The organism is Pseudomonadota bacterium, from assembly GCA_026388315.1.
Taxonomy (GTDB): domain Bacteria; phylum Desulfobacterota; class Syntrophorhabdia; order Syntrophorhabdales; family Syntrophorhabdaceae; genus MWEV01.
The window spans coordinates 20,455-33,004 of the sequence record JAPLKA010000091.1; the positions used below are offsets into that span (position 1 = coordinate 20,455).

A 12,550-nucleotide genomic window follows, 5' to 3' on the forward strand; every position below is an offset into this window, starting at 1 on the left:
TAAATCAAAACATCAATGATGTAAGCACATAATCAGAAATCAATATAGAGACACTTGAAATAACAACCGCTTCAGTTGTTGATTTTCCTACACCCTCTGCCCCGCCACTTGTATAAAATCCTTTGTAACAGGAAATCAAACTGAGGATTATTCCAAAACAGGCTGCCTTTATAAGGCCATTGTAAATATCATCGAGATCCAGATGCTTTATTATTTTGGTGATAAATGCACCCTCATTAATACCCAGGAGTTTCACCCCCACAATATATCCCCCGAGGATACCAACAAAATCAGATATGATAGTCAATACGGGCAGCATAAAAAATGCTGCTACAACCCTCGGAACAACCAGATATTTTACCGGATTAAGGGCCATTACCGTCAAAGCATCTATCTGCTCGGTAACTCTCATTGTTCCAAGTTCTGCAGCCATGGCCGAACCTGCCCTCCCTGTTACCATAAGGGCCGTAAGCACCGGACCGAGCTCTCTCGTCATACTCAATGCTACCGTTGCCCCAACAAGCCCTTCACCTCCAAACTTTCTGAAACCGTGATATGATTGAAGGGCAAGCACCATTCCGGTAAAAACTCCGGTAATGATTACAATAACGGAAGAATTTACACCGATAAATTCCATTTGTTTAAAGATATAGTTCAGCTTAAAAGGCCTTCTGAAGGTTTGATGTACGGTTTCAAGGAACATTGCCCCGATGCTTCCAAGTTCTTTCAAGGCTTCCGTAATTTGCAAGAAGGGATTGTAATGTATAGGCTTTTTACTGTACATAAATTCTTGGAACCCTTTTTGATATTTTACATAGTATTTCGTATGGAATTGTTCCTGTATGTTCAGCGATCTCGTCTGCTGTTATCGCATCACGAATACCGCTTCCCAAAAGAATAACCTCTTCCCCGACAGTAATATTATCTTTATCTGTTACATCAACGAGCAGCCAGTCCATACATATCCTTCCTACAACATTACACCGCTTATCATTAATGAGAACTGACCCCTTATTTGAGAGCGACCTGGGATAACCATCTGCATAGCCAACCGGTATGTATGCAATCCTCGATTTTCTCTCTGTTATAAAAGTTCTCCCGTAGCTGAGTGAGGAACCTGGAGGAAATTCTTTTATAAGCGCTATCCTGGAGGAAAACTTCATAACAGGCTTTACGTGCAATATCTTTGAAAGGCCTTTCGATGGATAAGAACCGTAGAGTGCAATACCAACACGGATCATATTAAAGTACGCCTCGGGATATTGTGCTATAGCACCGCTGTTCGCCATATGAATAAGCTCAGGATTAATACCATTCTTTTTGAGAAGCTGTAAAGCTTTATTAAAGGTTGCTATCTGATTGAAACCATATTCATCCCTGTTTTCAGAGGAAGAAAAATGGCTCATGCAGCCTTCAACTTCTATTTTGCAGGGTTCTTTTATCTCTCTGATTACAACGGGCAGCTCGTCAGGGTTAAAACCAAGTCTTCCCATGCCTGTATCTACTTTTATATGGATTTTCAGGGTTTCATCATGAGTCAGCGATTCTTCCTTCAGCCTTTGAAGCATATTGATATCATACACAACGGTTGTAAGCTTGTTTTTATAGAGATATTCAATCTCATCCCATATTAATATGCCGCTCATCACAAGTATGGGTATAGTGATGCCATTATTCCTCAACTCTATTCCTTCGTCGGTTGTGGCAACACCGAGATAATTTACACCAAGAGATTCAAGTTTTCGGGCTATTTCAACTGCCCCGTGACCGTAAGCATCAGCTTTTACTACACAAAGGGTTTTTACATTATGCGGCAATAATATTTTAATCGCCCTGTAGTTCTGGTCAATCACATTTAAATCTACATATGCCCGGGCTCTCTGGTTGTTTATCATGATAATTTTTTAAATATCCTTTCATAGGCTGCAACTGTTTTTGACAGTTCATTATCCCCATGGGAAAGTGTAACAAACGAAGCCTCAAATGAACTCGGGGCAAAGAATATCCCCTCTTCAAGCATCAGTTTAAAGAATCTCTCATAGAGGGTGCGGTCTGCGGAAAGAGCAGAGATGTAATCATGGACATGGTCATCAGAAAAAAAGCCCGTAAACATACCGGTAATACTGTTTATCGTGTATGGAATGTCATACTTCAGGGCAATTTCAAGTATGGCATTTTTTAGCTCGTTGCCGTATTTACCTATTAATTCATATACTTGCGAATTATTCTTCAAGTAATTAAGCATATATATGCCGGCCCTTACAGCAATCGGGTTTCCTGACAAGGTACCTGCCTGATATACATCTCCGAGAGGTGAAACCCTCTCCATAATCTCCTTTTTCCCGCCATAAAGACCTATAGGGAAACCTCCGCCGATAATTTTTCCCATACAAGTTATGTCGGGAGTAATGTCGTATAGATGCTGAACCCCGCCGAAGGCAACCCTGAATCCCGTTATAACCTCATCAAAAACAAGAAGGATATGCTTTTTCCTGCATAACTCCTCAACTTTATAAAGAAAGTCATTTTCCGGCAAAATCACGCCCATGTTGCCCATAACAGGTTCTAAAATGATACATGCAATATCCTGATTTTCTTCAACAATATTTGAAACTGAATCGATGTGATTAAAATCGGCTATGTACGTGTGTCTGGCAAGGTCTTCCGGTATGCCCTTGCTGTCCGGTACGCCAAATGTGGCAAGACCGGAGCCTGCCTTGACGAGAAGGCTGTCCACGTGTCCGTGGTAGCACCCTCCGAACTTGATAATACCATCCTTTCCGGTAAACCCCCTCGCAACCCTTATGGCGCTCATTGTAGCTTCAGTGCCTGAACTGGTAAGCCTCATAAGTTCTATTGACGGGAAAGCGTCTGCAATGAGTTGTGCCAGTTCAATTTCGTAAGGGTGACATGCGCCGAAGCTTGTTCCATCTTCCAGCGCAATTTTGATTTCATTGATGAGTCCGTCATCAGCATGTCCGAGGATTATTGCACCCCATGAAGCTACATAGTCGAGGTAAGCATTGCCGTCAACATCATACAGATATGCGCCCTTCCCTTTTTTTACATAGAAGGGTGTATCATGAACCGATTGAAAAGCCCTTACAGGACTGTTGACACCGCCGGGCATCAGCCTTTGAGCTTCATTAAAATATTTTTCTGATTTTTCTTTATTCATGACTTACCGTCAGTGCAATTTTTTTGAACTCCCTCTTGCTGAAAAACATCCGATAATCTTTTATGCCAATTTTTTCTGATATGCGTTGGGCGATATCATTGCATTCCTTCATGCTCTTTCCGTGTATCATGGTGTATATGTTGTACTGCCAGTATCCTCCCCTGTCCCTTTCGTAGCAGTGACTTACCTCAGAGAAGGAGGCCATTATTTCACCTGTTTTTTCAATATCTTTTTCCGCATTCCACACGACCATTGCATTGTGCGTATAGGATGCCTTTCGGTGATAGAGGATGGCGGCTATCCGTCTGATAACACCTTCATTTTTCAGATTCCTTAAGCGCTCTATAAGTTCATCCTCGCTTATGCCTATCCCCAGTGCGATTTCTTTATATGGATTTTCGGTTAACGGAAAGTCATCAGGTAGTTTTTTTAAGATTTTTTCCACAGTGTCTATCTTACACATCAACAGAGGTCTTTTCAAATGAAAAGTAAGACAAGAGGCAAGGCCTTTTTACTCTCATCCATATTTATATGTAATAACCGCTGGTCTTTTAACTTCTCCTTTGCGGAGGAGCGAGTGCAACACCGCTTCTCATGATACGAACCACAGGGCTGTGTCCGTGCTGAAAAACTCCACCAGCGGAATTCCCTGCCCTCCCACAAGCAACACATGTGCATCGGGATAACGATTGCGAAAACGGGTCAAACCCACCGCTTTGCCGCTTCTACCGCTTTTTACTTCGATAGCCCAGATGTCACGCCCTCTGGATACGACGAAATCGACTTCATGATCCCCCTCCCGCCAGTAGGTAATAGTATATTCCACCGAATTAAGGTTGTTGCATAGATGTGCGCCTACAGCGTTTTCCACAAGGCGTCCCCACCAGATCGTATCATCGAGGGAATAGGAAAAGCTTCGCGTAGAAAGGGCGTTCACCAGGGCATTGTTCCAGAGCACCAGCTTCGGACTGCTACCGCGCTTACGCTGTAGCCCCCGCGAGAAAAGCTCCAGACCACTGGCAAGAAATGCGTATTCAAGTAGTTTCAGATAGTGGGCAAGTGTGGTGGTGTTGCCGGCATCATGAAGCTGGCCCAACATTTTTGTGTAAGAAACAAACTGGGCAGGAAGCGTGGCCGCTAAGGCAAAGAGATGACGCAGTAGCACCGGCTTGGCGACTTTGCTCATCTGCATAACATCCCGCGCCAGAACGGTCTCGATAAGGGAATCGGTAATATAGCGCTTCCATGAAGTCTCGTTATCAATGAATGCTGCCGCCCCAGGATAGCCGCCAAAATAGATCCATTGCTCCAGGCTCCAGTTGAAGGCATCGCGGCACTCCAAATACCCCCAATGATTACATCGGTGCAAAAAGAACCTGCCTGCAAGACTCTCCGACAATCCTTCCTGCATCAACAAAGCGGATGATCCAAGAATCAATACGCGAACCTCCGGGAAAGCGGGGCGACTATCCCAGAGAAGTTTGAGGGTTTCGCTCCATCCCCGTACTTTTTGAAGCTCATCGAGAATGAGAATTACCGGAGCACCAGATGCGGTACCGTCGGCAATGGCCCGGCGCCATTGTGTCTCGATCCAGGTCGTGTCTAAAGGCACAGGGCTGTCGGCAGTGGCATATATCGTGGAAATGTTGATAGACTCTTGAATCTGTCGGGCGATAGTAGTCTTTCCCACTTGCCTGGGGCCGATCATGGCATGAATAACTGTGGTCGGGTGGGAAAGCTCAGCGTAAAGGGTTGAGAACAAGGAACGTTGGTACCTCATAATATGCTTATATCACAGTGTTTTGAGTTATGCAAACAATTTTACTCAATGGTTGAGTAAAATTGCTCAATGACATCTGGCTTCTTTCACATGGCATTACGCAATGTAGCGGAATCAGACGGAGGAATGGCTACAACCCTTTATTTCTACTGGCTTTGTGGCGGATTATGGATTTGTAGACACAGTGTCTACAAATTGCCTGAAGGGGTTTTTAGGGTGGCTGGAGGCGGCAAATTAGTCTGCCAGGATTCAAAATTCAAGGGCAGACCCTTTATCTTTCTCTAAGCGGATGGCCCTTTTGGCTTTTTCTCTTCCAGGTAAGATGAATTTTCACCATAATCATGAACTTCTCCTGCCAGGACGACTTCTTCTTGTATGTGAGGAACCACGATCTCCTCAGGAGTTATCCATACCGCTTTATTGTCACGCCATACAGCTATGGGATAGCCACGCCGTTTATGCTCAGCCATAACCTCGGCAACGGCTTCCTTCAACGCCATTTCTGCTTTTATCTCAAGAGGCAGGTCTTTTACGCCTTTCTTCTGTCTTGTTTCCTTTTTCATTTTACCTCCGCCAAAGCCAGTATAGTCCTAAACGTGCTATCATTTATGACCGTCAGTATACCATTTTTCTCATGAGCGATGATACGAGGTTCATTGGTAGAATTGTCAAACATTATCAAGGAATCGAGGAGTGGCCGATATACATGGAAAAGATTGTGCAAACCTCCTCCCCGCTGGTGTGAGAGCTTGATATACAATGCTTTTTATTCACAATGTCTTCCTCTCTTAACCTCTTTTATATCGGTAGATACTCTCCGCTGCCGATTATGACATGACCTCTGGAGTTGAAGATTGTTCCATCTCCGGCTTCATCGACATAGTAATATCTGGTTGTTCCGTCAGTCATACGGACTATCCTCTGTGTAATTATATTTTGATACAATTCTTTTTATAACATATTGTAAATCGTTTCTCATTAAGGACAACTATGCATCGGCTAACTTTGTTTTTGTAAGCTCCGTTTTGATTTCATAAGATGGTTGGGCAAAATCATCCTTTTTCTTAATGAGGAGCCACTCTTTTTCTTTCCCTTTCAGTCCCGTTAATATGAATGCTCCCTTAAGCTTGTTTCCGTTAAGAATGAACTCTATGTGTTTTTTGACCATATCTATAGCAATTGGCGTATAGTCACCTGAATCCCAGATGAGAACAGGGCCGGCGCCATATTGTCCATCCGGGATTATCTCCTCGAAAGTACCGTATTCAAGCGGGTGGTCGTCAACCATGATGGCAAGCCTTTTATCCTGAGGTGACATGGAAGGCCCCTTTGGAACAGCCCAGGACTTGAGTACTCCATCTATTTCGAGCCTGAAATCGTAATGAAGTTTTTTGGAATGATGTTCATGGATTACAAAGATCGGCATGAGTATATAATAACACAACAGGGCGTTTTATTTAAATGTCACAAAGTTTTAGTATATGCAAAAAAATGGAATGGCCGGAACACTGTTTCCCTCGCTGCTCCGCTACGCTTCCTTACCCTTGCAACGGTTCACATCCATTCGGTCTTCTAACTTGCCGCTGGGCTTCGAACAAATCAGGCCGGCCCAGACACGGCACTGGCCGCGGGCACATTACTGCTTACCGGCAGGGTGCCCAAGGCATGCTTGAAGTCACGACTCACGAAAAGTTCTTCCTGCTCATGATTCAAAACATATTATCGCATGTTGTTTGGGCAACAAACCGTCAACGACTGACCCTTGGGGTTTCTCATCTAACGTATGCCACATTAATTGTTGAGTCACTTCTTAAGGCAGGCCCGAAGCGCCTCATCGATTTCTGGCAAGTATTTGGTCTCGCTATCCATATTTCCAAAATAACCATATATCGCTCGGGTCCAGAAAATTCTATCTTCATCGGGTATGCTCTCCAAAACCTTATATGCATCAGGAGATAACAGCAGAAGTGTCAACTCGTCATTCACCCGTCTTGCTTTCAGAAGACTAACCAACGCGTCATAGTCGCGGAAGGAGTATCCAATGGCAATTACGAGTTTTGCATGCTCACAACATCGGGAGAAGTAATCGTAAGCAGTCAAATAGGGCTCCGATGTGGCCACTTTATTACCAGCCGGATAGATGATTGTATTTTGGTATTCATCTGAATCAACGACATCGTACATAGGTAATGATTGCATGATTTTTCCTGTCGATGTCACGCGCATCCAATTTACTGATCCATGAAGCTTGAAAAGGACAAGCTTCCGGCGCTGAGGCTCGGAACCGACGCTAAATGTCTGATCAATCGTTTTCGAAAGCACGGTAAGTGCCTTTGCGAGATCATCTGACTCAGTCTCACCAACCATGGGTGCTCTGATTCGAAGCGTCTCAAACTCACTGGGGGTCCAAATTGTTTCTCGGCCCCACTCCTCCATACCATCGATGAGATCATAATGACGAGGATAAGCTTGCTCATTACAAAAACTTTCAATTGCCAAATCATAGTTCGTGGTGAATACAGGCAAGCAGTAGACTGCTGAGTCCACATGGGAGAATATGGTGTCAAATAGAGGTTGATACACCTCTATAGTCCTTTTGACATCGATAGTGCGATACTCTCGGATAATAGAATGCCGTATTAAGGATCGTAATCTGGCAGCATCACTCCAGTCTGCCTGGAATGTCGGTTTGCTTTGGAACACGAATGATGACACGTAGTCTAAGCTCAAAAAAGTCTCAAGATCCCCCATGATCGACTCTAAATCGTGCCCTCTGGCTGATACGAGAATTGATAATAAATTAGCAAAATCTCCAGCCTCAGTGTCTTCAATAAGTCTTGTGACAAATTTCTCCATAACAGGTTTCCCAAGAGGAACTGATGCACCAGCACCGAGAAATAGAATGACAGGTGATTGCGTAATAGTTGTGTTTAGTGGCATAGGTTCCTCATGTTTGTTGCCTCTGTAACGGAGTTCTTTGATCTGATCTGTCTATCCTTTTCAATATCGCCAGCGTATCTCACCGCATTTGCACTGAACATATTCACCGCTTTCTGCGTCGGCGAACCAGACCCCCATGCCACATGACGAGCATTTAAAACACTCAAGAGCTGTCTCGCAGCTATCCAACAACTTTGCGGCCTCAGCACTTACGAGGTTGAATGTGTGACTGGCTCGGTTAGCCCATGCGACCAACAGCCTATCTACTTTCTCGAATGCCTCGATCGCATCGGAGTGACCAACATACTTCTTTTCCGCTTTTTTCTGAAAGCATATCTTCCCGTCGGCCACAAAGCGTTCAAGAAAGTCATGGGCCAACCTTCTATCGTTCTTCTCACCACGCAAGAATGGCAATCTAATCTGCAGTTTCTCAGCAATGAGTGCGAGCTCGATGTCCATTATTTTCCGCGCGTCATTGCCGGCCGCATCTGGACGCTCTTTCAACAAAGCACGAGCATCATCAAAGGTCGTCGTCCTGTGGGACCAACGTATACCAATGTTTGGGGTCTCGTAAGGCAATAGCGTCTTGAAATTCCAATTCTTTCCATCAAGTTGTTGACGAAGTTCGGTGTACCACTCGCGGTCATGTGTAAAAATTAGGAGATGTCGCTTACCAAAATACTTCTCCAAGACATCGATGATCATGCCTCGGTGATTCCGGTCAAAGCTTACCACTACGTCATCGAGCACCAAAAGGTGGTCATTGTGTGACTCTCTCTTAGCCATGGCCAAAAAGATGCAGAGACCAAGACTATTCCGATAGCCTTCGGATAAGGTCAGCCGGGGCGAATCCTGTTCGATGCCGTGGAATATAAGACCTATGTCGATAGCTTTATCTGTCTCATCCGGAAGATAAAGGTGTACGTCCTTTATTGGTTCGTTCGGATGTAAGATTGCCCACATATCCCGCACGTCCCCCGAGATATCATCGATTACCATCCGTGAGCGTAACCTGATCTCGTCTCGAATAGCTTGTTCCAGAGAGTTGATAAAAGAGATAAGTGCCTCCGCACGAGCTACGGAAGCCGTCTGTTCAGAAATCACAAGCAGGGATTTGGCGGTCTCAACTAGGCCTTTATCAGTTGACAACTGCTGAACCTCAACAGGTGCTTCCTTTGAAATAGCGCCCGAGGCATCGATCAAGGGCAACAACTTTTCTTCGATCGTCTTCAAATCTTTTTCTTCACACGATGTACGAAGTGCCTCGGCATCGATTTTATCGAGGCATATGAAATTATCTGCCAGTAACCCCTTTTGGCATTCGGCCTTCCATGATTTCACGTCTTCTTTGTTGAGATTAGTCTTAAGCAACTTTACCGCATCAGATAGATACCCAATTTCACTCTTGCGTTCATCGAAGATACCAGTGATTTTCGTGAGGCGCTCCTGCTCACCCTTAATGTGTGTGCGAAATACATCCACTGGAATCATCCGGCCACAAGCTGGACATTTTATTTCTTTCTCGTCAACCAGTTTTCCCATGAATGAAGCCGTTTTTTGAAGGACTTCTATCTTTTCATTGATGAGTGGTTCCACTACTTTCGTGAGCTCGGCATTGGCTGCGCGTATGCTATCGAGATGGCTTTTGAGGTCGAGCGCAGCTGCGTCCCGCAGTATGAGGTATTGCTTCTGATCTGCTGAGAACTGTGCAATCCGGCTGGTGATCTCGGTAGCCAGCTCTGTGCAGTGCGACAAAACGTCTTTTGTGGCAGTTTCGCCCGTGCAGTAATTGGAATGAAGATCTTCTATTGTCTTGAATATCTGGTCATCACTGTCGGTGCCGAAAACTGACTTTCTCTTTTTTTCGACCTCATTGAGAGTCGCTTTTGTGGCTGTCAGCTTGGACTGTTCCTCAACGAACTTAGCGAGTTGTCTCAAATTCTCTGCAGCTACCTCCATCCCGTGAAGGCCGAGGAGTGGTAACAAGGCAGAATACTTAGCGCCCTTAGTGTTGTGGATGAATGCAGCAACCTCGTCCTGTCGCAGTATTGTGCGTCCATAGTCCCAAGTGTTCATGGCGACGGGGTCGTCACCTAAACTCTTTGCGGAGCCATCTGGATTGATCTGAATTTTGAGTTTAGAGTCGTCACTGAAAGTAAACACCAACTCAGTCTTTTCTTCTTTTGGTTTGTGAGTATTAGGAATTGCTCTTTCTTGACGCTTGCCGCTGTACTCGTGAGTCAGGTGCCCTATTTTCCCCCTGTTGAGTACATACTCGATGGCGTCTACGAAGCATGACTTGCCAGCGCCATTTGCTCCATAGACGACCATAGATTTACAGTCCGAGTCTAACGCAACTGCATCAGCAGCCCCGCGGAACCACGATAGCTGGATACTCTTGACCCTCATTCCTTTGCCTTAGTCTCGGGCACCATGTCCAAGATGAGCTTTTTTGCAATACTTCTGAGCGCAGTGGCTGAAAGCTGGTGTTCACTGAATTCCTCTCGAAGTAGTTCGTGGATGTTTACTAAAACAGCATCAGTTACGATACCCAGACCGTGGGCTTTGACGACAGAGGTCGTAATCCAGTCAACACCATTCGACTTCACTTCCCCCCCCCGATATATAGACAAACCTTTTAGGTCAGGTTCCGCAATCATACATTTTCACCCCATCTTTGTAAATCAATCGTCGGTGAATCGCTTAATACACATGGCTGGGACGTTGTTTTCTGCACTGGACAACTTGCAAGTCCTTTCGTCAATCCCTTCGAATAATACCGGAAAAGCAGTCCTCCATTGCCTCCCCCTTACTGTATCCAAGAATACTAACCCCATGAAATGAATAATGCAAATGATTTTGTGTAGTGAATCAGGGTTTGACCGGGACATCCTGAATTGCACACCCTCTTGTCTCTGGCGAAAAGGATTTTCATTTCACTACCTCCCAGTGACCGCCTTTGGCCGGCCCCACGCGACACAGACGGCCTTGCTTGCGCAAACGGGCAATCTGTTTCTCCACTGCACGGGTTGTAATGCCAAGGGTATCCGCCAGTTCAGGAATGGTCTGCTTTCCATTAACCGAAAGCAACCTGACTATCCGTTCTTCTGTTTTCCCCGAACTTTTCCCCGAACTTTTCCCCGAACTCTCTTCGGTGATTCTTTCCGGTTCCTTCGGGGTTGAGGTTTTATCGATAGCCTTATCCAGCCCGGCATAAGATGGCCTGTTAAAAGCAGCGGTAAAGATTTGGGCTACTTCGCTGAATTGTACCGTCGGTTCCTCAGCAAGAATGAGGCGCATTCCTCGCCCCCAAGTCTCGACCATCTGGATACGGCGGAGCAATTCGGCAACAAGGGGGTTCCGCCTTTTGGAAACATTGCCTTTACGTATTCTGTCAATTGTCAAGCCACCATAAAGCCCACCGGGATTGCGGATTTCGACGCGGTCTTTGAAAATGGCTATTTGCACATAGTCCGAGTCGCGATAGTCGCGATGACAGAAGGCGTTGATAATTGCCTCGCGCATAGCCGCTACTGAAATTTCAGGCACATCCACGCGGTAGAGGCCATCGAGTTTCATGCCGATGTGAATATTCTTGAGAATGTATTTCTGCGCTTCTTCGATAAGCTCCAGAATGTCGCCGGTAAAATCGTGACGGTCAATAATTGTTGCCGTATCCGTTGAGGCAAAAACAGCGCAGCGCAGTTGAAGCGTAGGTTTTTTGGCAAAAAAGAGAGGAGCTGCATTGAGCAATTGTCCATCCTGCATAAGGCTCAGTTTCTCCAGTACATTTGAGACATTGTCCCATGCCAGACCGGTCCGCTTCACAAAGGCCCTTATTTTTCTTTCATTAAGTTCTTTGATGGAGGTTTTGCAGGGCTCGTTATCCCAGCGGAGCGCCTCGCGGTTTCTCGCAAGGATAAGGTTTTCAAGTTCTTTTGCGGTAAGGTGTCTATCCTCATCGGCCACGCGCATGTAAGCCCTGTCGTATGCAAAATAGGGTTTTTCCTTCCCTGAAAAGGTTATCTTGATACAGGCCTTTCCGTTAAGTGTTTCCGGGGTAATCTGGGGGTAAATCCTGGGTTCAATATGCGCTGCAATAGATTGCGAAATATCACGGAGTGTCTTATCATTTATAACAAGACCTGTTGGTTTGCCGTCATGGGCAACACCAAACCACAGTTCACCTGCTCCATGTTTATTGAGGATTGCCGAGATTGAAATCAAGCCCTCCTTGAGGGAAGCAAGGCTTTTCTTAAATTCAATCGTTTCGCCTTCCCTAAAGCTCATATCCAATCCCTTTGAGATTCTCCCGAATGATCTTCTCTAATTACACGCCCCTGGCAAACTGACCGAGTAACCTTCTGGGGTCAAGTCATGCAATAACACTTTATCAACCCCATCCTCAAGTTTATTTTCCCTAATGCTATCAAACGGGTTGAGGGGTGTCAATGGTTATTGATGATGAAATACCGGTTACAAAATAGGAGTTCACAAACACTGCCGTTTAAAGAAAGAGGTACTGTCAACATAATTGTGTAAATTTTTTATAGAGGGGCAAATTAGGACGTACCTTCCCTATTTTCGTTGTTCTCCAGTTCATCTCCATCTTCAGTGAGATAAATGCCAGGAGCAGGTAACAGGCATTCTCT

At 45.2% G+C, this 12,550-nt stretch carries 11 protein-coding genes; all 11 read right to left on the reverse strand.

Going from position 1 to position 12,550, the window contains the following annotated elements:
• Window positions 1–4 precede the first annotated feature (4 nt).
• A complete protein-coding gene (locus tag NTX75_13285) occupies window positions 5–784 on the reverse strand; it encodes an ABC transporter permease (GenBank protein ID MCX5817187.1) in 780 nt (259 codons plus the stop codon).
• Entirely contained in the window at window positions 774–1,895 is a 1,122-nt protein-coding gene (gene alr, locus NTX75_13290; GenBank protein ID MCX5817188.1) for an alanine racemase, read from the reverse strand. The genes NTX75_13285 and alr overlap by 11 nt, the downstream gene beginning before the upstream one ends.
• Window positions 1,892–3,178 (reverse strand): glutamate-1-semialdehyde 2,1-aminomutase, encoded by a 1,287-nt coding sequence (gene hemL / locus NTX75_13295; protein ID MCX5817189.1) that lies wholly within the window; start codon window positions 3,176–3,178, stop codon window positions 1,892–1,894. The genes alr and hemL overlap by 4 nt, the downstream gene beginning before the upstream one ends.
• A complete protein-coding gene (locus NTX75_13300) occupies window positions 3,171–3,623 on the reverse strand; it encodes an Lrp/AsnC family transcriptional regulator (protein MCX5817190.1) in 453 nt (150 codons plus the stop codon). Before NTX75_13300 ends, hemL begins: the two co-directional genes overlap by 8 nt.
• 147 nt (window positions 3,624–3,770) lie before the next feature.
• Window positions 3,771–4,940 (reverse strand): ATP-binding protein, encoded by a 1,170-nt coding sequence (locus NTX75_13305; GenBank protein MCX5817191.1) that lies wholly within the window; start codon window positions 4,938–4,940, stop codon window positions 3,771–3,773.
• A gap of 299 nt (window positions 4,941–5,239) precedes the next feature.
• Entirely contained in the window at window positions 5,240–5,521 is a 282-nt protein-coding gene (locus NTX75_13310; GenBank protein MCX5817192.1) for a hypothetical protein, read from the reverse strand.
• A 425-nt stretch (window positions 5,522–5,946) separates the two neighbouring features.
• The gene (locus NTX75_13315) at window positions 5,947–6,384 is read right to left on the reverse strand and encodes a 3'-phosphoesterase (GenBank protein ID MCX5817193.1); all 438 of its coding nucleotides are present in this window, start codon (window positions 6,382–6,384) and stop codon (window positions 5,947–5,949) included.
• A gap of 377 nt (window positions 6,385–6,761) precedes the next feature.
• Entirely contained in the window at window positions 6,762–7,898 is a 1,137-nt protein-coding gene (locus NTX75_13320; GenBank protein ID MCX5817194.1) for an SIR2 family protein, read from the reverse strand.
• Window positions 7,899–7,958: 60 nt separating this feature from the next.
• On the reverse strand, window positions 7,959–10,307 hold the full coding sequence (locus NTX75_13325) for a hypothetical protein (protein ID MCX5817195.1): 2,349 nt from the start codon (window positions 10,305–10,307) through the stop codon (window positions 7,959–7,961).
• Entirely contained in the window at window positions 10,304–10,507 is a 204-nt protein-coding gene (locus NTX75_13330) for a hypothetical protein (protein MCX5817196.1), read from the reverse strand. The genes NTX75_13325 and NTX75_13330 overlap by 4 nt, the downstream gene beginning before the upstream one ends.
• 322 nt (window positions 10,508–10,829) lie before the next feature.
• Window positions 10,830–12,188 (reverse strand): putative DNA binding domain-containing protein, encoded by a 1,359-nt coding sequence (locus tag NTX75_13335; protein MCX5817197.1) that lies wholly within the window; start codon window positions 12,186–12,188, stop codon window positions 10,830–10,832.
• Window positions 12,189–12,550: the final 362 nt, after the last annotated feature.

Excerpts from the sequence above, each read along its gene's own strand:
- NTX75_13285 (MCX5817187.1), bottom strand. The coding sequence starts at position 784 with ATGTACAGTAAAAAGCCTATACATTACAATCCCTTCTTGCAAATTACG.
- hemL (MCX5817189.1), bottom strand. The coding sequence starts at position 3,178 with ATGAATAAAGAAAAATCAGAAAAATATTTTAATGAAGCTCAAAGGCTG.
- NTX75_13325 (MCX5817195.1), bottom strand. The coding sequence starts at position 10,307 with ATGAGGGTCAAGAGTATCCAGCTATCGTGGTTCCGCGGGGCTGCTGAT.
- alr (MCX5817188.1), bottom strand. The coding sequence starts at position 1,895 with ATGATAAACAACCAGAGAGCCCGGGCATATGTAGATTTAAATGTGATT.
- NTX75_13335 (MCX5817197.1), bottom strand. The coding sequence starts at position 12,188 with ATGAGCTTTAGGGAAGGCGAAACGATTGAATTTAAGAAAAGCCTTGCT.
- NTX75_13315 (MCX5817193.1), bottom strand. The coding sequence starts at position 6,384 with ATGCCGATCTTTGTAATCCATGAACATCATTCCAAAAAACTTCATTAC.
- NTX75_13320 (MCX5817194.1), bottom strand. The coding sequence starts at position 7,898 with ATGCCACTAAACACAACTATTACGCAATCACCTGTCATTCTATTTCTC.
- NTX75_13310 (MCX5817192.1), bottom strand. The coding sequence starts at position 5,521 with ATGAAAAAGGAAACAAGACAGAAGAAAGGCGTAAAAGACCTGCCTCTT.